Origin of the sequence: Pyruvatibacter sp. HU-CL02332, from assembly GCF_040362765.1 — a bacterium.
Lineage (GTDB): Bacteria > Pseudomonadota > Alphaproteobacteria > CGMCC-115125 > CGMCC-115125 > Pyruvatibacter.
Genome location: NZ_BAABWK010000001.1, coordinates 1,335,953 through 1,360,086, shown reverse-complemented (window position 1 = coordinate 1,360,086; position 24,134 = coordinate 1,335,953). Strand labels below are relative to the sequence as shown.

General features: G+C 59.8%; 26 protein-coding genes. 17 read left to right on the top strand and 9 right to left on the bottom strand.

Annotated features, from left to right (window positions below; all coding sequences use genetic code 11):
• The first annotated feature begins 61 nt into the window (after positions 1 to 61).
• From ABXH05_RS06345 to ABXH05_RS06330, 4 genes are all read left to right on the top strand, one after another.
• Positions 62 to 1,063 carry an NADPH:quinone oxidoreductase family protein gene (locus ABXH05_RS06345; protein ID WP_348136315.1) on the top strand — a complete coding sequence of 334 codons (1,002 nt, stop codon included), beginning with the start codon at positions 62 to 64 and terminating at the stop codon, positions 1,061 to 1,063.
• Positions 1,064 to 1,879, top strand: a complete 816-nt coding sequence (locus ABXH05_RS06340; protein WP_353560265.1) for a GDSL-type esterase/lipase family protein — start codon at positions 1,064 to 1,066, stop codon at positions 1,877 to 1,879. It begins immediately after the preceding gene.
• A 171-nt stretch (positions 1,880 to 2,050) separates the two neighbouring features.
• Complete coding sequence (locus tag ABXH05_RS06335; RefSeq protein ID WP_353560264.1) at positions 2,051 to 3,004, top strand: DMT family transporter; 954 nt, start codon at positions 2,051 to 2,053, stop codon at positions 3,002 to 3,004.
• Positions 3,001 to 3,921: a DMT family transporter gene (locus ABXH05_RS06330; RefSeq protein ID WP_348136312.1), complete on the top strand. Its 921-nt coding sequence runs from the start codon at positions 3,001 to 3,003 to the stop codon at positions 3,919 to 3,921. The genes ABXH05_RS06335 and ABXH05_RS06330 overlap by 4 nt, the downstream gene beginning before the upstream one ends.
• Positions 3,922 to 3,925: 4 nt before the next feature.
• Here ABXH05_RS06330 and ABXH05_RS06325 read toward each other — a convergent pair whose 3' ends face one another.
• Positions 3,926 to 4,330 carry a YkvA family protein gene (locus ABXH05_RS06325; RefSeq protein WP_081826525.1) on the bottom strand — a complete coding sequence of 135 codons (405 nt, stop codon included), beginning with the start codon at positions 4,328 to 4,330 and terminating at the stop codon, positions 3,926 to 3,928.
• Between the two features lie 262 nt (positions 4,331 to 4,592).
• Here ABXH05_RS06325 and ABXH05_RS06320 point away from each other — a divergent pair, with 262 nt between their 5' ends.
• The 3 genes from ABXH05_RS06320 to ABXH05_RS06310 all read left to right on the top strand — a co-directional run bounded on the left by ABXH05_RS06320 (position 4,593) and on the right by ABXH05_RS06310 (position 6,459).
• Positions 4,593 to 5,375 carry an SDR family NAD(P)-dependent oxidoreductase gene (locus ABXH05_RS06320; protein WP_353560263.1) on the top strand — a complete coding sequence of 261 codons (783 nt, stop codon included), beginning with the start codon at positions 4,593 to 4,595 and terminating at the stop codon, positions 5,373 to 5,375.
• Between the two features lie 178 nt (positions 5,376 to 5,553).
• The gene (locus tag ABXH05_RS06315; RefSeq protein WP_043950181.1) at positions 5,554 to 5,922 is read left to right on the top strand and encodes a VOC family protein; all 369 of its coding nucleotides are present in this window, start codon (positions 5,554 to 5,556) and stop codon (positions 5,920 to 5,922) included.
• 168 nt (positions 5,923 to 6,090) lie between these two features.
• Positions 6,091 to 6,459, top strand: a complete 369-nt coding sequence (locus ABXH05_RS06310; protein WP_353560262.1) for a VOC family protein — start codon at positions 6,091 to 6,093, stop codon at positions 6,457 to 6,459.
• A gap of 58 nt (positions 6,460 to 6,517) precedes the next feature.
• Here ABXH05_RS06310 and ABXH05_RS06305 read toward each other — a convergent pair whose 3' ends face one another.
• Together ABXH05_RS06305 and ABXH05_RS06300 are read right to left on the bottom strand one after the other, a co-directional pair.
• Positions 6,518 to 6,964, bottom strand: a complete 447-nt coding sequence (locus ABXH05_RS06305; protein WP_353560261.1) for a hypothetical protein — start codon at positions 6,962 to 6,964, stop codon at positions 6,518 to 6,520.
• 12 nt (positions 6,965 to 6,976) lie between these two features.
• Complete coding sequence (locus tag ABXH05_RS06300) at positions 6,977 to 7,543, bottom strand: MarR family winged helix-turn-helix transcriptional regulator (protein ID WP_353560260.1); 567 nt, start codon at positions 7,541 to 7,543, stop codon at positions 6,977 to 6,979.
• A gap of 136 nt (positions 7,544 to 7,679) precedes the next feature.
• On the opposite strand from ABXH05_RS06300, the gene ABXH05_RS06295 reads away from it, so the two are divergent.
• The gene (locus ABXH05_RS06295) at positions 7,680 to 8,339 is read left to right on the top strand and encodes a class I SAM-dependent methyltransferase (RefSeq protein ID WP_353560259.1); all 660 of its coding nucleotides are present in this window, start codon (positions 7,680 to 7,682) and stop codon (positions 8,337 to 8,339) included.
• A 12-nt stretch (positions 8,340 to 8,351) separates the two neighbouring features.
• Here the strand turns inward: ABXH05_RS06295 and ABXH05_RS06290 are convergent, their stop codons facing one another.
• From ABXH05_RS06290 to ABXH05_RS06275, 4 genes are all read right to left on the bottom strand, one after another.
• Entirely contained in the window at positions 8,352 to 8,642 is a 291-nt protein-coding gene (locus ABXH05_RS06290) for a 4a-hydroxytetrahydrobiopterin dehydratase (RefSeq protein ID WP_353560258.1), read from the bottom strand.
• 40 nt (positions 8,643 to 8,682) lie between these two features.
• Positions 8,683 to 9,231, bottom strand: coding sequence for an RNA 2',3'-cyclic phosphodiesterase (gene thpR / locus ABXH05_RS06285; RefSeq protein ID WP_353560257.1), 549 nt, complete (start codon positions 9,229 to 9,231; stop codon positions 8,683 to 8,685).
• Positions 9,232 to 9,458: 227 nt separating this feature from the next.
• Complete coding sequence (locus ABXH05_RS06280) at positions 9,459 to 10,499, bottom strand: NADP(H)-dependent aldo-keto reductase (RefSeq protein WP_353560983.1); 1,041 nt, start codon at positions 10,497 to 10,499, stop codon at positions 9,459 to 9,461.
• Positions 10,500 to 10,648: 149 nt separating this feature from the next.
• Positions 10,649 to 11,302 (bottom strand): arylesterase, encoded by a 654-nt coding sequence (locus tag ABXH05_RS06275; RefSeq protein ID WP_353560256.1) that lies wholly within the window; start codon positions 11,300 to 11,302, stop codon positions 10,649 to 10,651.
• A 151-nt stretch (positions 11,303 to 11,453) separates the two neighbouring features.
• Here ABXH05_RS06275 and ABXH05_RS06270 point away from each other — a divergent pair, with 151 nt between their 5' ends.
• Genes ABXH05_RS06270 through ABXH05_RS06260 form a run of 3 tightly spaced genes read left to right on the top strand, consistent with a single transcriptional unit; the run spans position 11,454 to position 15,345 of the window.
• On the top strand, positions 11,454 to 12,203 hold the full coding sequence (locus tag ABXH05_RS06270) for an ABC transporter ATP-binding protein (protein ID WP_348136305.1): 750 nt from the start codon (positions 11,454 to 11,456) through the stop codon (positions 12,201 to 12,203).
• A complete protein-coding gene (locus tag ABXH05_RS06265) occupies positions 12,200 to 14,812 on the top strand; it encodes an ABC transporter permease (protein WP_353560255.1) in 2,613 nt (870 codons plus the stop codon). The genes ABXH05_RS06270 and ABXH05_RS06265 overlap by 4 nt, the downstream gene beginning before the upstream one ends.
• A gap of 2 nt (positions 14,813 to 14,814) precedes the next feature.
• Entirely contained in the window at positions 14,815 to 15,345 is a 531-nt protein-coding gene (locus ABXH05_RS06260; RefSeq protein ID WP_353560254.1) for a GNAT family N-acetyltransferase, read from the top strand.
• A gap of 154 nt (positions 15,346 to 15,499) precedes the next feature.
• Here ABXH05_RS06260 and ABXH05_RS06255 read toward each other — a convergent pair whose 3' ends face one another.
• The gene (locus tag ABXH05_RS06255; protein WP_353560253.1) at positions 15,500 to 15,934 is read right to left on the bottom strand and encodes a PaaI family thioesterase; all 435 of its coding nucleotides are present in this window, start codon (positions 15,932 to 15,934) and stop codon (positions 15,500 to 15,502) included.
• Between the two features lie 122 nt (positions 15,935 to 16,056).
• Between ABXH05_RS06255 and ABXH05_RS06250 the strand changes: the two genes are divergently transcribed.
• Both ABXH05_RS06250 and ABXH05_RS06245 read left to right on the top strand, forming a co-directional pair.
• The gene (locus ABXH05_RS06250; protein WP_353560252.1) at positions 16,057 to 16,812 is read left to right on the top strand and encodes a Bax inhibitor-1/YccA family protein; all 756 of its coding nucleotides are present in this window, start codon (positions 16,057 to 16,059) and stop codon (positions 16,810 to 16,812) included.
• A 90-nt stretch (positions 16,813 to 16,902) separates the two neighbouring features.
• Positions 16,903 to 18,144, top strand: coding sequence for a cation:proton antiporter (locus ABXH05_RS06245; RefSeq protein ID WP_353560251.1), 1,242 nt, complete (start codon positions 16,903 to 16,905; stop codon positions 18,142 to 18,144).
• Between the two features lie 3 nt (positions 18,145 to 18,147).
• On the opposite strand, the gene ABXH05_RS06240 is transcribed toward ABXH05_RS06245, so the two are convergent.
• Positions 18,148 to 18,537, bottom strand: a complete 390-nt coding sequence (locus tag ABXH05_RS06240) for a DUF2794 domain-containing protein (protein ID WP_353560250.1) — start codon at positions 18,535 to 18,537, stop codon at positions 18,148 to 18,150.
• Positions 18,538 to 19,221: 684 nt separating this feature from the next.
• On the opposite strand from ABXH05_RS06240, the gene ABXH05_RS06235 reads away from it, so the two are divergent.
• Genes ABXH05_RS06235 through ABXH05_RS06220 form a run of 4 tightly spaced genes read left to right on the top strand, consistent with a single transcriptional unit; the run spans position 19,222 to position 24,111 of the window.
• The gene (locus ABXH05_RS06235) at positions 19,222 to 20,259 is read left to right on the top strand and encodes an ABC transporter ATP-binding protein (protein ID WP_353560249.1); all 1,038 of its coding nucleotides are present in this window, start codon (positions 19,222 to 19,224) and stop codon (positions 20,257 to 20,259) included.
• Positions 20,256 to 20,990: an ABC transporter permease subunit gene (locus ABXH05_RS06230; RefSeq protein ID WP_348136297.1), complete on the top strand. Its 735-nt coding sequence runs from the start codon at positions 20,256 to 20,258 to the stop codon at positions 20,988 to 20,990. The genes ABXH05_RS06235 and ABXH05_RS06230 overlap by 4 nt, the downstream gene beginning before the upstream one ends.
• A gap of 5 nt (positions 20,991 to 20,995) precedes the next feature.
• Positions 20,996 to 22,984 (top strand): GldG family protein, encoded by a 1,989-nt coding sequence (locus ABXH05_RS06225; RefSeq protein WP_353560248.1) that lies wholly within the window; start codon positions 20,996 to 20,998, stop codon positions 22,982 to 22,984.
• Positions 22,981 to 24,111: a DUF4340 domain-containing protein gene (locus ABXH05_RS06220; protein ID WP_353560247.1), complete on the top strand. Its 1,131-nt coding sequence runs from the start codon at positions 22,981 to 22,983 to the stop codon at positions 24,109 to 24,111. Before ABXH05_RS06225 ends, ABXH05_RS06220 begins: the two co-directional genes overlap by 4 nt.
• Positions 24,112 to 24,134 lie beyond the last annotated feature (23 nt).

The window sequence follows — 24,134 nt, the reverse complement described above, 5'->3', positions numbered from 1 at the left end:
CGAAGCTGCACGCATGTGCAATTGCCATAATCGATACGACAACGAAGCAAGGGAGAGCGCCATGAAGGCTGTTTTGTGTAAGGAATATGGGCCGCCGGAAACGCTGGTTCTGGAAGATGTGGCGTCACCGGAGCCGGGCGAAGGCCAGGTGCGCATCGCGGTTAAATCCGCCGCCGTCAATTTCCCTGACGTGCTGATCATTGAAAACAAATATCAGTTCAAGCCGCCGCTGCCATTTTCACCGGGCGGTGAAGTTGCAGGCGTTGTCGACAAGGTTGGTCCGGGCGTCACCACGCTCAAGGAAGGCGACCGGGTCATCGGCTCATGTGGCTGGGGTGGCTTTGCTGAAGAGATCGTTCTGGAAGCTGCACGGTGCACACCGTTCCCTGACGAAATGGATTTCACGACCGCATCTGCCTTCCTTATGACCTACGGCACGTCGCATCACGCCCTCAAGGATCGCGCGAAGATCCAGCCGGGCGAAACTCTTTTGGTGCTGGGCGCGGCCGGTGGTGTTGGCCTTGCTGCTGTTGAGCTTGGCAAAGCCATGGGCGCACGCGTGATTGCGGCTGCGTCAACTGAAGACAAAGTGCAGGTCGCCAAGGACCATGGTGCGGATGACGGGCTTGTCTATCCGACCGGCGAACTTGATCGCGATCAGCAAAAGGCGCTGTCTGAAAAGATCAAGGAGCTGACAGGTGGTCAGGGTGCGGACGTTGTCTATGACCCGGTGGGTGGCGACTATTCTGAACCGGCCATTCGCGCGACCAACTGGGAAGGTCGTTTCCTGGTTGTTGGTTTTGCCTCCGGTCCGATCCCCAAAGTGCCGCTCAATCTCGCGCTGCTCAAAGGCTGCCAGATTGTTGGTGTGTTCTGGGGTGCCTTCACGGCGCGCGAACCAGAGCGCAACAAGGAAAACCTGGCTGAACTGATGAGCATGTTCAAAGCCGGCAAGATCAAGCCGCTGGTCTCCAAGACCTATCCCCTGTCGGACGCAGCCTCTGCGCTGAACGACATGGCGGCACGCAAAGTGAAGGGCAAGATTGTTCTTGTTACTGAATAAGTGTCACTGAACAGGGTCGATGATCGTGATCCACGGGGGTGGCGGCGCGCAGCAATACGCGCCGCCGCCATTGTGGCTGGGCTTGTGGTTATCGTCTTTGCGTTTCTTGTCTATGTGCTGCTGGCCTCCAGCGATCCGGTTTATTGGGCCGGTGAAATAGCCGAGTTTGAACGGCTGGATATTTCAAACCCCCCTGAAAAAAATCAGATCGTGTTTGCCGGTGGTGGCACCATTCGCCAGTGGGACACGCTGGAGCAGGCGTTGGCTCCGCTACCGGTCATCAAGCGCGGCTTTGGCGGGGCGCATGTTGCCCATGTAACAGCCTATGCGCCGCGTATCATTCAACCCTACGAACCGATTGCCGTTGTCATTTCGGCGGGTGCGGATGATCTGGCTGACGTGGGCGGCAAGCCTCCGGATCAGGTGGAAGCGGATATGGCAGAGTTGATTGCATTGCTGCGTCCAGCAGAGCTGCGATCGCGCGATGCGCCGCAGGTCTACATTCTTTCCATCACGCCATCGCCCATGCGGTCGGCTCGCTGGCCCGCCTTTGCGCAGGCCAATACGCAGCTCAAGGCGCTGGCCGACGCCAATGCCGGGGTGCACTTTGTTGATACCGCGTCGCTCATTGCGACGGATGACGGCCAGATGGATGAAAGCCTGTTTCGGTGGGACGGGCTGGCCTTCAACGAAGAAGGCTATGCGGTTATCGGGCGGGCGATCCGTCAGCGGTTGATGGTGGACCTGGGAGACCGATTGCGATCTGCCCCCTCTCCGACAGTTGATCCGCTGGATCAGGCGGTTCCCGCGCCATAGGTTCTAAGTGCGCGGAGCCATTGACCTTTTTGTGGCAATGTCCGCCAGCGCACAACAGACATCAGCTTAAATGACGCTGTGTCATCTTGTAGCTGCGGCGGCTGGCACCTAGGTTGGGCATATCCACAGTGGTGCTGGGGCTGCTGTATTCCCGTCAGGATGAACTCTCGCGTGACTGATCACGACACACCAACCGCCTATTCGGCGCGCCGTGACCGCCTGACGTCGTGGTGGTTCACGCTCGCGCCCAACACGCGTGGCGCCCTGTGGCTGTTGATGTCCATGTCGCTGTTCACGGTCATGGCGGTGCTCACCAAATTTCTGGGCACGCGGCTCGACCCCATGCAGGTCGCGTTCTTTCGTCTGTTCTTTGCAACCGCCATCATCATGCCGTGGCTCATCAAGGATGGCGGGTTCATTCCCAACCATCCACGGTTGATGACCCTGCGCGGCATCATCGGCGGTGGCGCGATGATCTGCATGGTTTATGCGTTTGTGAAACTGCCTCTGGCTGACGCGCAGGCCATTCAATTTGCGCAGGCGCTGTTCATGGTGCCGCTGGCCATCATCTTTCTTGGCGAGGTGCCCGGGTGGCGGCGCATCACGGCGGTGATTATCGGCTTCCTGGGTGTGTTGGTCATGCTGCGGCCTTCGGGCGACTTTGAACCGGCAGCCTTCGTGGCGCTGTTTGGTGCGTTGCTGATTGCGGGCGCTGCGATCATGGTCAAGCTTGTGTCCGACAAGGACGGGCCGCTCACCATGATGCTCTTCTCCGGCGTGTTCGGCTGCGCCATGACGGTCGTGCCTATGGCCCTCAACTGGATTGATCCAACGCCTTATGAGTGGGCGATGCTGGCTGGCATGGGCATTGTCGGTGCCGGCGCGCATAACTGTTTTCTGCGGGCTTACCGGGTGGGTGAAGCCACGGCCATGGCGCCAATTGATTACACGCGGTTGCTGTTCGCTGGCGTTGCCGGGTTTTTGTTCTTTGGCACGGTGCCCGACATCTATACGATTGTGGGTGCGGTAATTATTGCGGCTACAAGTTTTTACATTGCGCAGCGTGAAGCCGCGGTCGCGCGTGCAAAAGCTGCCGCAGCCGTATCTGAAAGCAAAGCCGAATGAGTGTTGCGTCCCAACGTGAGCGGGCGGCTGCCTACTGGGTGACATTGCCCCCCAATGTGCGCGGTGCCTTGTGGCTGCTTTTGTCGGCCACGTGTTTTACAGCGATGGCAGTGCTGGCAAAAACGCTGGGGGACCGGCTGGACAGTTTGCAGCTGGCGTTCTTTCGCATGTTCATTGCGCTGCTGGTGATTGTGCCGTTTCTCATTCGCGGCGGCATGGCGTCCATCAAGACGCACTATCCCCTGCTGCAGATCGCCCGTGGCGTGGTTGGCTCCACAGCCATGATGTGCGGGTTCTACGCATTGGTGCATCTGCCGCTGGCTGATGCGCTGGCTTACAATTTTACCAAGGCATTGTTTGTGGTGCCCTTGGCCTATTTCATTTTGAAAGAGCCGGCAGGTCCGCGTCGCATCGGTGCTGTGCTGATCGGGTTTGTTGGTGTGCTGGTGATGCTGCGGCCAACGGTGGAGATCGATCCTGCGGCATTGGTGGCGCTCGCCGGTGCGCTGTGCGTGGCCATGGCAACAATCTTTGTAAAGATCGTTGTGAAGGACGCACCGGTCACATTGATGTTTTACACAGGCGTCGTCGGCACGGTGGTGGCGGGTATTCCTGCGGCCTTTGTGTGGATCACGCCCACGTGGAACGAGATGGGGCTGCTGGTGCTCATGGGCGTGTTTGCGGCTGGCGCGCATAACTGTTTCATTCGCGGCTACCGGGAAGGGGATGCATCGGCCATTGTGCCGTTTGATTATTCGCGTCTCGTTTTTGCAGCGATTGCGGGCTTCCTGATTTTCGGTGATGTGCCGGACTGGCTGACGATTGCCGGCGCCGTCATCATTGTGGCGACGACGCTCTACATCGCGCGACGGGAAGCGGTTGAGGCCAAGGCGCGGCGGTCCGCCGAGGGCACGTAGCCCATCAGGCGTCTTCGAACTCGCCCTGCTTCAAGGTGCGTTGGGCACGAATGCGATGATGGTCCTTGATGTGGCTGCCGACAATGGCAATCGCGGTGGTGAGCACCGTGGCATCGTCAGTGAAGCCAAGCGCTGCGATGACATCCGGGATCAGGTCTGTGGGCACAATGAAATAGGTGATGGCTGCAAACAGCGTGGCGCGCACCCGCATAGGCGTGCCGGGATCGATGGCGCAGTAATAGGCGGCGGTGGCATCCTCCGCGAAGGGGACTTTGCCTGCCACACGCGCCAGCTTGCGCCAGAAGCCCTTGCGGGCCACGCGTTCATTGCGCTCTGCGACCACCGGCAACTGAATGCGGGGGTCTTCAATAAGCGTAACAGCGTCATTGTCTGCGGAACTGCTGGTCATGTGGTCCTGCTCGTGGTGGGCAAAAATGCACAAAATCCATGTTGCCCTTGAGGCAAAGATGGGGGTTTCAACGCGGCTTCGCAAGCGATCTGCGTGACACATCCACCGTTCCCCTACGTCAAACTATGGGCGATTTTGGGGCCGGATATGTAGGGGGAACCCCTTGTGACATGGGCCTTTCTTCGTGGTACACCCGCGCCCAATCACGGTTCAAGACGATCAAAACCACACACTTTAAGGCTCAAAAGGGAGGCTTTGTTCCATGAAGCTCGACAGTTCAATTTCAGCCGTCATTACCGGCGGTGCATCCGGTCTGGGTGAAGCAACAGCCCGTGCGCTGGCTGCAGACGGCGTCAAGGTCGGCATTTTCGATCTCAACGCTGAAAAGGGCGAAGCCCTGGCAAAAGAACTCGGTGGCGTGTTTGCCCAGTGCAACGTGACTGATGAAGCCGGCGTTGACGCTGCTTTTGCAAAGTCACGCGAGGCCATTGGCCAGGAACGTATTCTGGTGAACTGTGCCGGTATCGGTAACGCCATCAAGACGGCTGGTCGCAACCGCGAAACCGGCGAAATCAATGCGTTCCCAACGGACAAGTTCGACCTGATCATCCAGATCAACCTGGTCGGCACTTTCCGCTGCATCGCCAAATCAGCAGCCGGCATGATGACGCTGGACCCGCTGGAAAACGGTGATCGCGGTGCGATCATCAACACAGCGTCTGTTGCAGCTCAGGACGGCCAGATCGGCCAGGCGGCTTATTCAGCATCCAAGGCTGGCGTTGTCGGCATGACATTGCCGATTGCCCGTGACTTGAGCCGCGAAGGCATCCGCATCAACACGATCCTGCCGGGTATCTTTGATACGCCGCTCCTGGCCGGTGCTCCAGAAAAGGTCCGTCAGGCGCTTGGTGCACAGGTTCCTTTCCCCGCACGTCTTGGTGCGCCGGATGAGTACGCGCATCTGGCCAAGACCATGATTGAAAACGGCTACTTCAATGGTGAGAGCGTTCGTCTCGACGGCGCAATCCGCATGGCGCCGCGGTAAACGCGGGGCGGGGCCGCATGGCACCGCGGTAGACCTTACATAACGTTAGTGAATAGGGGCCGTCCGGCAATGCCGGGCGGCCCTTTTTCATTGGGGGCATCACGAAAACGTAAGTGCACAGGCGGTCGTTTGGCCTTACAACCACTCCCACAACACATTACTCCCGGAGGAGATTTCGATGCTTGGATATACCTGCGTTGGTACAAACGACCTGCCCAAGGCGCTGACCTACTACGAAACATTGCTGGCCGATCACAATCCCAACATGGTGATGGAAGATCCTGGCCGCATGCGCATTTACAGCAATGGCCAGGGCGGCATGCTGATGGTGACCAAGCCTGCTGATGGCGGCGAAGCGACAGTTGGCAATGGCTGCATGATCGCCATTCCCGGTGGCAGCCGTGAGGGCGTGGACGCGCTCTACAAAAAGGCCATGGACCTTGGCAGCGCAGATGAAGGCGGCCCCGGCGAGCGGATGCCTGGTTTCTATGGCGCGTATTTCCGCGATCTGGACGGCAACAAGATCTGCGCGTTCCATATGGGTTGATCCCACAGCGCGATGGATAAAAGTGGAAAGGCCGTCCTGTGAGGGGCGGCCTTTTTCGTGTTCGTCTGCTTTTCCCTGTGGTGCTTACCTCCAGCGTAAGTGTGTGCTGGCGTGCTTTGGGATTTAGTGGGTGTATTCAATCTTCCCCCACGCCTCCAGGAGAGACACATGCTTGCTTACGCCACTGTTGGAACCAACGATCTGCCCAAGGCGCTGGCCTTTTATGACGCGCTGTTGGCTGACCTGAACCCTCAGGTCCTGATGGAAGAAGAAGGCACCATGCGTGTCTATGCCGGTGGGCCGGGCGCCATGATCATGGTCACCAAACCCTATGACGGGAACACAGCCACGCCGGGCAATGGCAACATGCTGGCCATGGCACCGGGCAGCAAGGAAGCGGTGGATGCCTTGCACGCCAAAGCCATGGAGCTGGGTGGTGCCGATGAAGGCGCGCCGGGTGATCGCGGTCAGGGCTTTTATGGGGCCTATTTCCGTGACCTGGATGGCAACAAGATCTGTGCGTTTCACATGGGATAGCGCATAAGCGCGATCTGCAATGAGAAAAGGCCGCTCCTCAGGGGGCGGCCTTTTTTGTTCATACTGTCTTACGCCTCGCGCGGATTATTTTGCCGTCTTTATCCATGACACGTACGCGGCGCCCGAGTCTGCCATGGTATTGTATTGATGATCTCTTGCCCTTTGCATCCGCAACGATGATCTCTAAACGTGGCTCGCAGCCAAGGGCTCCTGCAGAGAAAACAGCCGTAAACTCACGATACTCGTCGCGTTTAGCGCTGTGTTTTTCGCAGAAGTGTGGAAAGCGTTCACAGTAAAGCCTGATCACGTTTTGCAGGCTTTCCGAAGCTTCACCTCCAGCGATTTTTCCGGTTAGGAAATCTACTGAAATGTACTTGGCTTCTGATAATTCGGCCTCCGCGAAGATATCGGACATGTAGAGATCACCCAGAGCAAATCCGAGTCCGCAAGCCAACGAGTCAGCCCAATTGTGGGCGATCGAGTGAAGAGTGGTGTGCTTGGCCATTGCGGCTGTGACTCATTCGGCGGCCAGGGATATCGGCAATGCGCCGGGGGCACCGCCGCCGCCCTGATTTTCGGCCAGCTTGGCGCGCATGCGTTCCAGCACGCTGGCGGCCACAAACAGTTCTTCCTTTGAAAAGCCGTCGCCCAGCATGTCTGCGAGTTCGCCGAGGCTTGAATTCATGCGGGCATAGGCGTCGAGGCCCTTGGGCGTTGCTTCGATGAGCTGCGAACGGCGATGGGCCGGGTTGGGCACGAAGCGGATCAGGCCTTCGGCGACCATTTCATTGGCCAGCTTTTGAATGTGCTGGCGTGACACCGGCCGGGCGCGTGCAAGCTGAGGGACTGTCTGGGGGCCCTGGGTGATGACTGAGTTCAACATGCCCCAGGTGCCGCCGCGCTGGGCATTGACGGCACCGATCTCCTGACCTTCCGCCTGCAGGCGAAAATACAGCCACGGCACACAGTTCATGACCGCAAGAGACAAGTCCCGGCGGCCCATGTCCTTGGCGGGAGAGGCGGCTTTGACCAGTTTCTTGGCGCCTTTGCCGGGCTTCTTCTTGCCGCCATTGTCTTTGGCCACGTGTGCCCCCTTGGGTGTGCTGTGCGAAACGAAGCGCGGACTCTACCTCCCCCCGCGAGCCTCTTGAAGGGGGCAAACGATCTCTTATATGACAATTTAGTTGTCGTTCAGAGATTCATGACAGGAGGGTGACGGTATGAGCAAGGCAAAGACAGGTGCGATGCTAAATGACGCCGCCGAGAGCCGGTCAGTGGCCTCGCAGTTTGGCAATCCGCGTGGACTTCTGGGGCGGCTGGCGCTGACATCCATGGCTTACAAGAATGGCCGCTACAATGGTGCCGCGCGGCAGGCGCTGGATCTGCAGCCGGGTGACAATGTGCTGGAAATTGGCTGTGGGCCTGGGGTTTCTCTGCGCAAAGTGGCGCGGATCATTGGCCAAAGCGGGTTTGTGGCTGGGGTGGATCATGCGCCTTTGGCGGTGCACATGGCCCGGCATAAGCTTCACTGGATGATCAAACGCGGCTGCGCGCAGGTGCTTCAGGCCAGCGTGGAAGATCTGCCGTTTGAGACAGGGCGATTTGACAAGGCATATGCCGTCAACAGCTTTCAGTTCTGGCCAGAGCCCCATGAGGGTCTGGTGGAGCTGGCCCGGGTCCTGAAACCTGGTGGGCGGCTTGTCATTGTTCAAAGATCAGCAGGCGCGGACACGACGAGCAATTTTGCCGGGGCCCAGGGTGGCTGGGACCGGGTGGAGCGGGCCGTGGATGCGGCCAAGCAGGCCGGGTTCAGCGTGGTGGACGTCACGCAGGAACCTGCCGGCAAACTGGTGGCGGCGATTGCGATTTTTGAGCGGTAGATAGCCCAGTGCTCAGGCGGCGTAGTCTTCCATGGCGGTGGCCAGATCGATGTCCTTCTGGCTCAGGCCGTCCGCATCATGGGTGGTCAGGGTGACGTCCACCTTGTTGTAGACGTTGAACCATTCAGGATGGTGATCCATGACCTCGGCCTTAAGGGCAACGCGGGTCATGAAGGCGAAGGCCTGTGAAAAGTCTTTGAACTTGAAGACCTTGTTGATCGCATCGCGGTCAGCGACTTCGGTCCAGCCGGTGAGCGTGGCAAGCGCTGTGGCGCGGGCGTCGCCTTCGAGTTTTGCGGTCATGGTGGCCTCCTGGATGAGCGTTGTTGCCTTCTACCTAGGCTCAGGCTTTGACGCGGGCAAGCGTATAGCTTTGTTCCAGGTGGTAGATCGAACCGGAATGGCTGAGATCACTTGAGTATAGCCCGAAGCTGTCGATGGCGATTGGCGGGGCCTTGTAGAGGCTGTGATCCTGAATGAATTGCTGAACCTTGAGGGGCTCCGCATTGCGCAGGCGGGCGAGGGTGATGTGGGGCGCAAATTTGCGCTTGTCCGGTGCAAGGCCGATCTGCTGGAACACACGCGCGATCTTCTTTTGCAGATTTGTCAGCGCTTCGTTCGGCTCAATGCCGGCCCACAGGGCGCGGGGGTGGTCCTGACCGAAGACGCCACATCCCTTGATCTGAAGGTCGAAGGGTTTGCTCGACAGGGTGGCCAAGGCTGAATCAATATCGTCGGCCTGCGGTTCTGAGACTTCGCCAATGAAGCGCAGGGTGATGTGGTAATTTTCCATCGGCACCCAGCGGGCGCCGGGCATGCCGCCGCCGCACATCATGGCAAGGTCAACGCTGGTGGCGTGCGGCAGTCCGATGGCAACGAACAATCTTATCATGGGTCAGGCGTAGCTGAGTCGTGTGTCAGTTGAAAGGCGGCGCTGCCGATACAAAAAAGCGGGCGGGCATTTCTACCCACCCGCCTTTGTCATTGTGTGTTTCCCACCTTCCGTATCCCCGGGCTTGACCCCGGGTCCACTCGCGTGTGCTGCGGTGTGAGGCGTCTGCGAGTAGGCCCCGGGTCAAGCCCGGGGCTGCGGGGCCGGTGGTATCTTTGTGATGTGCCTTACGGGCAGGGGTTGGGCTGCTCGAGGTGTGCTGCTTCGATCTCTGCCACCAGCTCTTCGCTCATGTCGAGATCCACACTGTCGATGTCGACCTTGAGCTGCTCCATGGTGGTGGCGCCAATGATGTTGGACGTCACGAAGGGGCGCTGCGTCACATATTGCAGTGCCATCTGAGAGACATCGATCCCATGTTTTTCGGCGATCTTGAAGTAGCTTTCCATGGCGCGGTCAGCAGCCGGGGTTTCATAGCGCTGCAAGCGATTGAAGAGCTGCTTGCGTGAGCCCTTTGGGTTGGCGCCATTGCGGTACTTGCCGGTGAGGTAGCCCTGACCCAGGGGTGAGTAGGCCAGGAGGCCGACTTTTTCGCGGTGGGCAATCTCGGAGCCGCCCTGCTCAAATGTGCGGTTGATGAGGTTGTAGGCATTCTGGATGGACTGCATGCGCGGCAGACCGCGTTCTTCAGCATACTGAAGGAACTTCATGGTGCCCCACGGCGTCTCGTTGGAGAGACCTACGTGACGGACCTTGCCGGCCTTCACGATCTTGTCGAGGGCTTCGAGGATTTCATCCAGCGGCGTGCCGGGCTTGTCGATGTGGGTGTAGCCCAGACCGCCAAAGAGATTGATGGGACGGTCCGGCCAGTGCAGCTGGTAGAGGTCGATATAGTCCGTCTGCAGACGCTTAAGGCTCTTGTTAACGGCTTCTTCGATCTGGCGGGCGGAGTGGTCGGTCACTTCGTCATTGTCGCGCAGCCAGCTGAAGGGCGCACGGCCTGCAACCTTGGTGGCAAGAATGACCTTGTCGCGGTTGCCGCGGTCCTTGAACCAGGTGCCGATGATGCGCTCGGTTGACCCCTGTGTTTCAGCACGCGGCGGCACGGCATACATTTCGGCCGTATCGAAGAAGTTGATGCCACGCTCCAGCGCGTAGTCCATCTGCTCGTGGCCTTCGGCTTCCGTATTCTGTTCGCCCCAGGTCATGGTGCCCAGGCAGATTGAAGAGACTTTGAGGTCCGTGGTGCCGAGTTGGCGATAGTCCATAGCCATGCGTTGCTTCCTTGAGTGCGATCTTTTCGATTAAGCGAATGTGGTTGAAGCGCGGCACGAACGGCGTTCGGCCACGAAAAACGTGTTCAGTGGTGGAAAGCGCGCCTCTCCCCAGATGCGGCGCGCAGAAGCTTAAATGTCGGTCAGGAAGATTTGTCCTTGCGGGCATGTTCTACAAGCTGAACCGCATAGGGCGTGATCGCCTCCACAATCACTGCCACACCATCCGGGTTGGGATGAATGCCGTCCGCCTGATTGAGCGCTGCCTCCGCGGCCACTCCTTCCAGGAAGAAGGGATAAAACAACACGTCGTATTCCGCCGCAAGGTCTGGATAGATCGACGCGAACTCCTCGCCATATTCCTCACCCAGATTTGGCGGGGCCAGCATGCCGGTGAGAAGGACCGGCAGGCCACGTTCTTTCAGGGCGTCCAGAATGGCTGTGAGGTTCTCGCGGGTCTGCTGCGGCTCGAAACCGCGCAGGGCGTCATTGGAGCCAAGCTCCACAATGACCGCATCCACATCGTCGTTGAGCGACCAGTCCAGGCGCGCAAGGCCCCCGGCGGAGGTATCACCGGATACGCCCGCATTCTCGAGCACAACGCTGAGCCCGGCTTCATCGAGGGCTGCCTGCAGCTGTGGAACAAAGCCCTGGCCCTGCTCAAGGCCATATCCAGCGGTCAGACTTGTGCCCAGAGCGACCACTTTGACCGGCTGGGCCGTTAACTTAGCGTCTGCCTTGGCTTCTTCGGCCATGGCAGAGGGGATACCGGGGGCAACCAACAGGGCTGCTGCCATGATCCAGCTTGCAAAGGAGTGCGTAGGACTCTTATCTGACCGACGGTTGTATAAGAGCCGCAAACCGCCATATGCCAAGGACGCGCGCCCATCTGGAGCCTTTTGGGGGGTCTGCTGAGGCGCGTTACCAAACAAAGTCTGGAAAATCCGCGTGACCGATGCTTCTGCCGGCAAGTCCATATCTGATCCGATCATCTCTCTTAGTGACGTCCATCTGACGCTGCCGAGCACAGCGGGCCCGGTGCATATTCTACGCGGTATCGGCCTGGATGTATCACCCGGCAAGGCTGCGGGCCTTGTGGGGCCGTCCGGTTCGGGCAAATCCACGCTCCTGATGGTACTGGCGGGGCTCGAAAAACCCACATCCGGCAGCATCAAGGTTGCCAATCGTGAACTGACTCAGATGAACGAGGACCAACTGGCACTGTTCCGCAGGGATAATGTGGGGATTGTGTTCCAGTCTTTCCACCTGGTCCCGACCATGACGGCGCTGGAAAATGTTGCAATCCCGCTGGAATTCGCCGGACGGGCGGACGCTTTTGATGTGGCGGCGGAAGAATTGAAGGCGGTGGGCCTGGCCCATCGGCTGGACCATTATCCGGGTCAATTGTCCGGTGGTGAGCAGCAGCGTGTGGCCCTGGCCCGCGCCGTGGCGCCCAATCCGGCCATTCTGCTAGCGGATGAGCCGACGGGTAATCTCGATGGCACAACGGGTGACGCGATCATTGATCTGATGTTTGACCTGCATTCACGCCGCGACACGACGCTGGTGTTGATTACCCATGACATGCATCTGGCAGAGCTGTGCGACGACGTTGTGCATCTGCGCGACGGGCTGGTGGAAAAGACGACCAAAGGCACCCGCGACAAAGCTGATCTCCTGGTGGGAGCGGCCTCTTGAGCGATATCGCTGAAACATCGCCTGCACTGGCCGGGTCCGTTCGTGGGGGCGGCTCCAGCCGGCTGCCTTTGCCCTTCAGGATTGCGTCGCGCGAGTTGCGCGGTGGTCTGAAAGGCTTCCGGATTTTTCTGGCGTGTCTGACCCTTGGGGTGGCCGCCATTGCGTCTGTTGGTTCGGTGTCGTCAGCGCTGATGCGAGGACTGGCGGAAGAAGGCCAGACCATTCTGGGCGGAGACGTCGGCTTTGAGATCGTCCACCGAGAAACCAACGAAGACGAACGGGCGTGGCTGAACGCGGTGGTCGAGCGCGGCGGTGCGTTGTCCAAGACCGCTGATATGCGGGCCATGGGCCGGGCGGTGAAAAACACCCAGCGGACACTCGTTGAGCTCAAGGCCGTTGACGATGCCTATCCACTCTATGGGGAGGTCTCACTGGCGTCCGGGCAGTCGCTGGATGCAGCCCTGGCGCGCGGTAGCGATGGGGCCTTTGGGGCTGTGGTTGAACCGGTGCTGCTGGAACGTCTTGGTCTTGAGACCGGCGATGAACTCAATGTCGGCAACCTCACCTTTGTCATTCGCTCGGCCATAGACAATGAGCCGGACCGTGTGGCCGGGGGCTTTGCCATCGGGCCGCGGGTGATGATTTCAGACGAGGCATTGGCTGAAACGGGTCTTGTGACCATCGGCAGCCTTGTGGACTATGAGTATCGGCTGAGACTGCCAGCGGCCGAGCAGCCCAACGAAGCCGTTGCTGCGTTTGTGGAAGAGACCAAGGAAGCGCTGCCTGAGTCCGGCTGGCGCATCCGTGACCGCTCGAATTCCGCGCCGGGTATTCGCCGCACGGTGGGGCAGGTGGCGTTGTTCCTGACGCTGGTGGGCCTGACGGCACTGATCGTTGGTGGTGTTGGTGTGGGCAATGCCATCAAGAGTTACATCGACAAGAAGCGCGAAGTGATTGCGACCTTCAAATGTCTTGGCGCGCCGGGCGGGCTGATCTTCCAGATCTATTTCCTGCAGGTGATGGCCATTGCGCTGGTGGGTGTGGCCATCGGCCTTGGGATTGGCGCCATGGTGCCGATGATTGCACAGGCGTCGCTGGCGGAACTGCTGCCGGTGCCGACAGAGTTTGCGGTTCATACAGGACCGCTGGTGCTGGCTGCGATCTACGGCATTGTGACAGCTGTTGCTTTTGCGGTTTGGCCGCTGGCGCGGGCGCGGGACATTCCGGCTGCCGGATTGTTCCGGGACATTGTTGCGCCGGCCAGCCGCTGGCCGCGACCGTTCTACATTGTTTTGACGCTAGGCTCTTTGGCGACACTGGCGGTTCTGGCTGTGGCGCTGACGGAAGACTATCAGCGGCTTTTTGCCGTCTGGTTCCTGGTGGGTACCGCAGCGGCCTTTGGTGTGCTGCTGCTCACCGCTGACCTGATGATGTGGGTTGCCAAGCGTGTGGGCCGTCCGAAGATGCCGTCTCTGCGCATTGCGCTGGCCAATTTGTATCGACCCGGTGCGCCTACGGGCTCTGTTGTGCTGTCGCTTGGTCTGGGGCTGACGCTGCTCGTCACGATCTCGCTCATTGACGGCAACATTACTCGGCAGGTTTCGACGCAGTTGCCGGATCGTGCGCCGTCGTTCTTCTTCCTTGATCTGCAAAAAGGTCAGCTGGATGGCTTCAATACCATTCTGGATGAGACGGACGGGATTGCGAACGTCAACCGGGTGCCGATGATCCGAGGACCGATTGTTGCGGTGAATGATGTGCGCGCCGGTGATGTGGAAGCGACACCTGACTCGCGCTGGGCCTTGCGCGGTGACCGTGGCTTTACTTATTCAGCTGCGCTGCCGGATGGGTCTGAAATCCTCGAAGGGGAGTGGTGGCCTGAAGACTATGCGGGTCCGCCGCTTGTGTCCTTCGTCAAGGATCTGGCAGATGGCTGGGGCATCGGTATTGGCGACACGCTGACCATTGATGTGCTGGGTCGTGAGATCACAGCTGAGATTGCCAGCCTGCGTGAAGTGACGTGGCAGACGGGCGGCATCAATTTCATTCTCGTGTTCTCGCCCGGCGTACTGGACAACGCCCCGCAGACCATTCTGTCCACGGTGACGATGGAAGAAGCGGGCGAGCTTGAACTGCAGCGTCAGGTGACGGACGCGTTCCCCAACGTGACGAGCATTCGCGTCAAGGAAGCCATCAGCTCCGTATCGGCATTGCTGGAAGACCTCGTGCTTGCGGTGCGTGCGACCAGTGTCGTGACGATCATTGCGGGCATTCTCGTGCTGGCCGGCGCCATGGCGGCGGGGCATCGGCATCGTGTGTATGACTCGGTGGTGCTCAAGGTGCTGGGTGCCACGCGTGCCAAGGTGCTGGGTGCCTATGCGCTTGAGTATGCGTTGCTGGGCTTCGGCACGGCACTGATCGCGGCAAGTGCTGGCACGCTGGCGGCCTATCTTGTGATCACGCAGGTGATGCAGGCGGAGTGGGCGTTTTTGCCCGTGACGCTGGCCATCACGGTGATCGGGGCGACGGTCATTACCATGGGCTTTGGGCTCGTGGGCACATGGTCGGCGCTGAGCCGCAAAGCGGCGCCGATCCTGCGGTCTGAATAAAGATGCTTGACGTTCCGGTCCTTGAAACCGAGCGGATGACGCTCGTGCCCCTGGGCGACGATCACCGCGATGGTGTGCGGGCCCTGTGGTCGCAGCCTGCCGTTGTGCGGCACTCAGGCCGCGTGCTGGATGCCTTCGGCATTCCCATCATGATGCCCATGACGTCTCTGGATGACGCCGACCGGCTGATTGCGTTCTGGCGTAAGGCGCAGGCGGATGACTGGGGGTGTCGCTGGGCGATGCTGCTGGGGGCTGCGCAGGCCTTTGCCGGCATGGTTGGTTTCAACGCGCTGCGCCCGGCGGCTGAAATCGCCTATCATCTGCACCCGGACTATTGGGGGCAGGGGCTGATGCTGGAGGCCTGCGAGGCTGCGCTCGACTGGCGGTTGGCTGACAAGGACGTGGCGCGCATTGATGCGTTTGTGGAGCCGGTCAATGGTCGCTCGATTGCGCTTGCCAAACGGCTTGGCATGACGGCCACCGGCGACATGTCCGAAGGAGCGGAGCGATATTCGCGGGAAGTAGGCGCTTAGTGCTTCGAGCGCACCTGCAACGCCCTGTGTCGAATTATCCGAAAACACCGTGTCCCCGGACTTGATCCGGGGTCCACTCGCGGTGGCTGCGCGGTTGATCGTTTGCGAGTAGGCTCCGGATCAAGTCCGGAGATACGGGATGGTCACGGTGTATCTAGCCCTGCGGCGGGATCGAGTAGGTGACGGTCGCGTGGGCTACCAGATCCGTGTCGCCCTCGCTGACGATGGAGACATCGCCGATAGCGAGGCGTTTTCCAAGTTTGAGGATGCGGCAGGTGGCGACGGTGGCGCGGGGCTCGGGCTTTCGCATGAAGTTGATGTTGAGATTGGTGGTGACCGCCAGGGCCACGGGACCGATACGTGACAGGACAGCGGCATACATGGCGCTGTCGGCCAGGCCCATCATTGTGGGGCCGGACACGGTGCCGCCGGGACGCAGCTGACTATCGTTGAAGGGCAGGCGGCAAATGACGCCGTCGGCAGTCACATCGGTCACCTGTGAGCCGGTTTCGCTGTTCCATTGAGGGAATTCGCGCTGCAAAAACGCGTTCAAAGTAACCACATCCATTTTAAGTGTTTGAATATTCAACGAATTTCCTCGTGAGACACCTTAGAACGCCTTGAAACTGGCATAATTCCAGCCGATATTATGGGCCAGAGTTTCGTTTATCGACGTTTCGATTGATCAACCTTGAGAGGATCATAAACACCATGGCTGACTACGACAGCGAAGTCCTTCGTGGCCGTAGCCCCGCGCAAGCACGCGGCGCCGATATTGATGCCGGCCTGCGCAGCTACATGCTGGGCGTTTACAACTACATGGCCGGTGGTTTGGCGATTACAGGCGTCATTGCCTATCTCGCCTACTCCATGGCTGTGGTCCAGACCCCTGAAGGCCTGATGCTTTCAGCATTCGGCAACCTGCTGTTTAACAGCCCGCTCAAGTGGGTTGTGATGCTGGCACCGCTGGGCATGGTCTTCTTCCTGAGCTTCCGCGTTCACAAAATGAGCGTTGGTGCGGCCCAGTTCTCCTTCTGGACGTTTGCAGCCCTGATGGGTCTGTCACTCTCGTCGATCTTCCTGGTCTACACCGGTGGCAGCATCTTCCAGGTGTTCTTGATCACGGCTGCGTCCTTCGGTGCGCTGAGCCTGTGGGGCTACACCACCAAGAAGGATATCTCCGGCTGGGGATCGTTCTTGTTCATGGGCCTGATCGGCATCATCATTGCCTCCGTCGTGAACATCTTTGTGGGCTCATCTGCCCTGCAGTTCGCGATTTCAGTCATTGGCGTGCTCGTGTTTGCCGGCCTTACCGCCTACGACACACAGCAGATCAAAGAGATGTATGACGTCAACGATGACGGCACGGTATCCGGACGCAAGTCCATCATGGGTGCCCTGCGTCTCTATCTCGACTTCATCAACCTCTTCATCATGCTGCTGCAGCTGTTCGGTAACCGCGAGTAGCTTCGGCTCACAGCGCAGACCGCGCTGATTGAAGAAACACACCCCCGGGCGCTTGCCAGCGTCCGGGGGTTTTTCGTATCAGCTTGAGGTATGGAAGCGCTCGCCGGGCTGTTTGTGGTCTTCGTGCTGGCCCGTCTGTTTGGTGAAGGTGCCGAACGGGTGGGGCAACCGGCGGCTGTGGGAGAATTGCTGGCGGGGCTGTTGATCGGTCTGGCGCTGGCGGCAGCCGTGTCGCTGAATGGCGGGCCCACGGGCCTTGCAACCTATGTGCATCTTGACTCAGAGCTGATTCATCTTGTGGCGGAAGCGGGGATCTTCTTCCTGCTTCTGTCGGCGGGCATCGACATGAAGCCCACGCAAATTGCAGCGCACAGCACGACATCGTTTCTGGTGGCGGCAGGTGGTGCCGTTGTGCCGCTGGTCGCGGGGACGTGGCTGGCCTGGACCTTTTTGCCGGACACGGACATGCGGGCGGTGCAGGCAGCCTTTGTGGGCGTAGCACTGGCCATCACGGCCATTCCCACCACGGTTCGGGTGCTCGCTGAAATGGGGCTGCTGTCGACCCAGCTGGGGCAGACCATGGTGGCGGCGGCAATCTTTGATGATGTCATCGGCCTGGTGCTGCTGGCGGTCATCACCGCGTTGATTGCAACGGGTGAGGTGCCTGGTGTTGTTGAGTTCGCCGTGATGCTGCTCAAGGCGGCGGCGTTCTTTGTGGTCACGGGGCTGCTGGGTGCGCATGTCTATCCGCGGATTTCGCGGCAGCTGCATGTGCTGCAGATCGCGTCTGCTGAGTTTGCCATCCTCATGGGTGTGGCGCTGGGCTATGGGGTGCTGGCGGAAGTGCTGGGCATGCACTGGATCATTGGCGTGTTCATGGCCGGCCTGTTCTTCGAGCCGGACCGTGTCGGACCGCGGGCCTATGCAGAAATGAAAATTCTTACCGGCGGTATCACGGCAGGGTTTCTGGGGCCGGTGTTCTTTGCGTCCATCGGGCTGGCGGTAGACCTCACAGCAGTGGTTCAGACGCCGGTCTTTCTGGCAGCGCTCATCGGTGTGGCGATTGCCGGCAAGCTGGTGGGCGCAGGCGTGCCTGCGCGATTACGTGGGTTTCGTGCGCGCGAAGCGGCTGCCATCGGCATGGGCATGAGTTCGCGCGGTGCGGTGGAACTTGTGGTGATATCCATTGCGGTGGAGCACGGGCTGTTTGCCATAGGCGCCACAGACCGGGTGGTTGCGGCGATGCCGTCGGCTCTGGTGCTGATGGCGATTGCGACGACGCTGATCGCGCCAATTGCGCTGGGCGTGCTGCTGAATCCTCGAAAACGCTAGCTGCTAGATGTCTGTGACCAGCGATAACTGCTTGGGTTCGAGGACCTTCAAGACCTGTTTGAGCTCATGGCCGCGCTTGAGGATCATGCCAGAGGCTGAGATGACCGAGTAGGCACCCTGTTTGTTGCGCAGTTTTGGACGTTTCTCGATGCGGTAGAGCGGCATTTCGCTGGCGCGGCGATAGACGCTGAACACCGCACAATCCTTGAGGCCGCTCATGGCGTAGTCGCGCCAGTCACCGGCGGCGACGCGTCTGCCATAAATATTGAGGATGGCGTCCAGCTCCCGACGGTCCCAGAAAACGGATTTGGGTGCGTTATGCCGGCGGGCTGACTTGTGCGCTGACTGGGGCTGCTGTGTGGACACAACAGTGAGGTGTGTTGGTTCGCTCATTACAGCCATTGTTTCCCTCATGGAGCGCCGGTGCAAGGGGCTTGGTCCGTGCGGGGGCATCAGCCCTTGGAGGAGCTGCGGCGTTAACCATTTTTGGCGCGGGTCATGGGTTTTTCAGGCTCTCGATCCTGTGATCCGAATTCACAAAATGGCCCCAATTCAGCCGTTGGTGCGCCCCAAACCGTCCCCATATTCATTTTGTCGCAAGGCGGCCTTGGGTTAACGGTTTCTCCGGCACCCCCCAAGCCCCCCAGCCCCCGTCGGGGCAGCCGTTCAAGGCCCGCTGCAGCGACCCCCCGCATGACCCGCGTATCCAACGTATGGGCCCTTGCGGGGGCCCCTTTTGCGGTGCCGGGTGGAGGCGGACCTTATCGTCTTCCCACCATCCCGTCCCCATCCCCCTAGGCTTGCGAGCCTCGTGGATGGTGCGTGAAGGCCCTTCTCACACGAAGGTGCGTTTCGCCCGGCCCGCCTTTTCTCTCCCCGCTCTATTCTCCACCTGTCCAAGACAGGGTGCCCCATACCTTGTATATGCCCCATACCTTGTATGTCCGGGCTGCGCGTCACGCTTTGGGCATAATTCTTTCCGAAAAGTCACTTGCGCCTTGTCGCGCAGATTTCTATGCACGAAGGAACCAAAATGGCCGCGCGGGCAATTGTATCCGCGCGCATCCGGGAGAGACTATGAGCGGTTCGGATTCTTCAGCTCCGATGATCGAGATCAGCGGCCTGACCAAGCGGTTTGGGCCGTTTGTGGCGGTCGACAATGTGAGCTTCGATGTCCCCAAGGGGCAGGTGCTTGGATTCCTTGGCCCTAATGGCGCGGGCAAGTCCACCAGCATGAAAATGATCACCGGCTTCCTCGCCATGACGGCGGGTGACGTGCGGGTGTGCGGTCATGATGTGGAAACCGATCCCATGTCCGCCCAGCGACTGATGGGCTATCTGCCCGAGGGCGCGCCGGCTTATGGCGAAATGACGCCCATCGACTTCTTGCGGTTCATTGCCGAGATCCGCGGGCTGCGCGGTGCAGAGGCGGCCAATGCGGTTGGCCTTGCTGTTGAGCGCACGACGCTGGCGCCGGTTCTGGACCAGCCGATTGAAACACTCTCCAAAGGCTTCAAGCGCCGTGTCGGTCTGGCGCAGGCGATCTTGCATGACCCTGACGTGCTGATCATGGATGAGCCGACAGATGGTCTCGACCCGAACCAGAAACATCAGGTGCGGTTGCTGATCCAGGAGATGGCGCAGGACAAGGCGATCATCATCTCGACGCATATTCTTGAAGAAGTTGAAGCTGTGTGTGACCGCGCGTTGATTATTGATCGCGGCCGCATCGTTGCGGACGGCACACCAGCCCAGCTGATGGGCCGCTCGCGCTGGCAGGATGCGGTGACGATGACCGCGCAATTCTCGACGCAGGATGAAGCAGGTGTTGCGGAAGCCGCGCTGCGCGGCCTGCCCGGCACTTCAAGTGTCGAACGTGTGGAAGGCGATGGGCCGTCAAACACCTTCACGGTATTTGCGGCGCCGCGCACGGACGACACAAGCGCGCCGCTGGCGGAACAGGTTGCCGTGATGGCACAGGACAAGGGCTGGCAAGTGAAGGCGCTTTACGCTGAAAAAGGCCGGCTTGATGAAGTCTTCCGTATGCTGACGCATTCAGATGCACCTGACGGCCACAAGCCTGACACGGTTGACCGCGGGGAGATCAGCGCATGAGGCAGATGTACGCGATCTTCAAACGCGAGCTGGGGTCGTTCTTTGCGACGCCGCTGGCTTACGTCTTTATCGTCATCTTCCTGCTGGCGATCGGGGCTTTCACATTTTATCTGGGCCAGTGGTACGAAGCCGGCGAAGCGTCGCTGCGCGGTTTCTTCGGGTTTCACCCTTGGCTTTATCTCTTCCTGATCCCCGCCATCTCCATGCGGATGTGGGCGGAGGAGCGCAAGTCCGGCACCATGGAATTGCTGCTGACATTGCCCGCGCCTTTCTGGGCCAGTGTTGTCGGCAAGTATCTTGCCGCGTGGGCGTTTGCAGCCATTGCGCTGTTTCTGACCTTCCCGATCTGGATCACGGTCAACTATCTGGGTGAGCCGGACAACGGAGTGATCTTTGCCAGTTACATTGGCAGCCTGCTGATGGCTGGCGGCTATCTTGCTATTGGCTCGTGCATGTCAGCGGTGACGACCAATCAGGTGATTGCCTTCGTGCTGTCGGTGGTCGTGTGCTTCCTGTTCACGCTGTCGGGTCTGCCGCTGGTGCTGGACTTCTTTGCAGGCTGGGTGCCGCAGGCGGTGCTCAACACCATTGCGTCGTTCAGCTTTGTCACCCACTTCGATGCCATCATGGATGGCGTGATTGACCTTCGTGACCTTGTCTATTTCGCATCCCTCATTGCCGTGTGGCTGGTGGCGACGGGCATTGTCATTGACCTGAAGCGGGCGGGGTAACGGCCATGATCCAGAAAAAAGTCAGACCCGTTTTCAGCCGCGCCGTGTTTGCGACCAGTATTCTGGTGCTGAGCACGATTGCGTTTGTGGCGCTCAACACCTTCTCGACCGTGGGATTTCAGAATGCGCGGCTGGATCTGACGGACCGTAGTCTGTTCACCCTGGCAGACGGCACGCGCAACATGGTCAACGGCCTGCGCGAACCGATCACGCTGCGGTTCTATTATTCCGAAGACGTTGTGACGGAGATCCCGGCGCTGCGGGCTCATGCTCAGCGGGTGCGTGATCTGCTGCAGGAAATTTCCGCAGCCTCCAATGGCAATGTGCGTGTGGAAGAAATCAATCCGCAGTCGTTCTCGATCGAAGAAGATCAGGCGACGGATGCGGGGCTTACCGGCGTACCCCTGCGCACAGGCGACAAGGTGTTTTTGGGTGTCGTCGGCACCAATACGGTGGATGGCCGCGAAGTTATCGGCTTCCTGTCGCCGGAGCGGGCGACCTATCTGGAATATGACCTGGCGCGGTTGATCTTCTCGCTGGCCAATCCTGAAAAGCCGTTGCTGGGTGTTGTGTCCAACCTGCCGCTTGATACGGGCGCGGGCGGGCTGCTGCTGGCCATGGAGGGGCGCTCTGAACCCTTCATGATCTATCAGGAGCTGAAGAACTCCTTCACGGTGGATTTCCTCGAGCAGGATTTTGATCGCATTGCCAATGAGATCAAAGTGCTGGCGCTGGTGCATCCCAAACCGATGGACCCGCAGACGCTGTACGCCATTGACCAGTTCGTCATGCGTGGCGGCCGGGTGATTGCGTTTTTGGATCCGCACTCCGAAGTGAGCCTCACCGCAGGCCCCGCCGGCAAGCCGGTGCAGGGCTATACGGAAGCCTCCAACATGCCCGAGCTGATGAAAAGCTGGGGCGTTGAAATGAACCCCAATGAAGTGCTGGCGGACAAGCTGCGCGCCCAGCGCGTTGCCGCTGGTGCACGGCAGCGCCGTCAGTTGACGGACTATGTTCTGTGGCAGCGGCTGCTGCCGGAAGATTTTGCCAGCGACGACCCGATCACGGCACCGCTTGATGCGCTGCATACGGGGTCTGCGGGCATTCTTGAACCGACCGCGGACGCGACCACGGTGTTTACGCCGATCGTGCAGTCGTCACCCGAAGCGATGATCCTTGATCTTGAGCGGGTCAAGTCAGCCCCGTCGCCGGACGATCTGCTACGGGCTTTTGAGCCCGCGGGTGAACGCTTCACCGTTGCGGCACGGATCTCCGGTCCTGTGAAGACAGCCTTTCCCGACGGACGCCCTCTGGCGGACGACGAGGAAGATGTGCCCACAGCACTCAAATCATCCAAGCATCTGGTTGAAAGCATTGATGACGCCAACATTGTGATCTTTGCGGACAGCGACATCTTTGATGACCGGTTCTGGGTGCAGGTTCAAAACTTCCTGGGCGACCGCATCGCGGTGCCGACAGCGGACAATGCATCTTTCGTGGTCAATGCGGTTGAGAACCTCATGGGGTCCAACGACTTGATTTCATTGCGTGCCCGCGAACCGGCTGACCGGCCGTTCACGGTGGTGGAAGACATTCGCCGCGACGCGGAAGAAAAGTTCCTGGCTGAAGAAACACGGCTTCAGACCCGCATTGATGAAACAGAAGCACGGCTTGCAGCCCTGCGCGCCGAGCTGCCCGAAGGGGCGGGTGCTGCTGCGCTGCTGACCGATGCACAGGAAGCTGAAATGGCGTCGCTGCAGCGTGAGCTGGCGGAAGGTCGCCGGGCGCTGCGCGACGTGCAGGGCGATTTGCGCCGTGACGTTGATGCGCTGGGTGCGCGGATTGCGTTCCTCAATATGGCACTGGTGCCGCTGCTCGTTGGGGCGGTTTGGCTGGTGTTGAGCTGGACGCGGCGGCGTCAACGCGCAACGCGGGCGCAGGCGGCGGGTCGCTCTGTCATGAGTGCTGATACAAACATAGGAGCTGCGTCATGAGGGATGTGCTTTTGCGCGGCGGACAGGCGCGCACGCTGACCATGCTTGGTGTGGTGACGGTGCTGCTCGTGGCGCTGGCGATCTTTGCGGTTTCCATGCAGCGGCGGGCGCTGACCTCCGACTTTGAGACGCGGCCGATGTTTCCTGATCTCACCGAGAAGGTGAATGACGCAGCACGAGTTGAAGTCGTCAGCCGTCTGACGGCTGTGACCGTTGTGCGCGATGACGAGGCCGGGGACACCTGGCGTCTTGTGGAAAAGGAAAACCACCCGGCGCGCGCGGACCTTGTAAAGCGCACCGTTGTGGGTCTGGCAGGTCTCGAGCTTGTTGAAGAGCGCACGGCGCTGGCTGACTGGCACAAGCACATCAACCTCACGGACCCTGCTGACAAGGGAACCGGCGTACGAGTGTCTGTTTATGGCGCTGCCGGCGAAGAACTGGCGGCTCTTATTGTGGGCAAGCTAGAAGGGTCGGCGGACATTGATGCAACGGGCACGATTTATGTGCGGCGCGTTGGAGATGACCAGGCCTATGTGGCCCGGGGGTCCTTCAACCTTGAACAGCAGCCTGTGGCGTGGCTCGATACAGGCGTCATTGATCTGGCCGCTGGGCGCGTGACGCGCGTGGATGTGCTGCCTGAGGATGGCACGTCCTATGCGGTGTCACTCAAGGACTGGGATGGTGCCAGCAAGCCTGCGTATGAAATCGATGGCCTGGCGGATGATCTCCAGCCGGTGACGGATTATGCGATTACCGGTGTCGGCAATGGTCTGGTTGGACTTCAGTTCACGGATGTCGTGCCGCAGGAGGATGTCATCCTCGAAGCGCCGGTGTCGTCGGTCTACAACACCAAGGATGGTCTGCAGGTCACAGTGCAGGCGGAGAAGCAGGACAAGAGCTACTACGTTGTGCTTGATGCCCGCGCGGTGGACGGTGCTGACGACGCCGTGGTGCAGGAAGCAGCCCGGCTTGCCGCAGGCTTTGCGCCCTATGCCTTTGTGGTGTCAACGGTGCGCGGGGCAGACCTGACGCGCGCGTTTGAAACGTTGACCGAACCCAAGCCAGACAGCGAAGCAGCGATTGATCTGGAAGCTGTGACAGGCGGTGAAGGCCCCGGCGCCAACTAGGCACTCAAGGCGGCCGGCAGCCT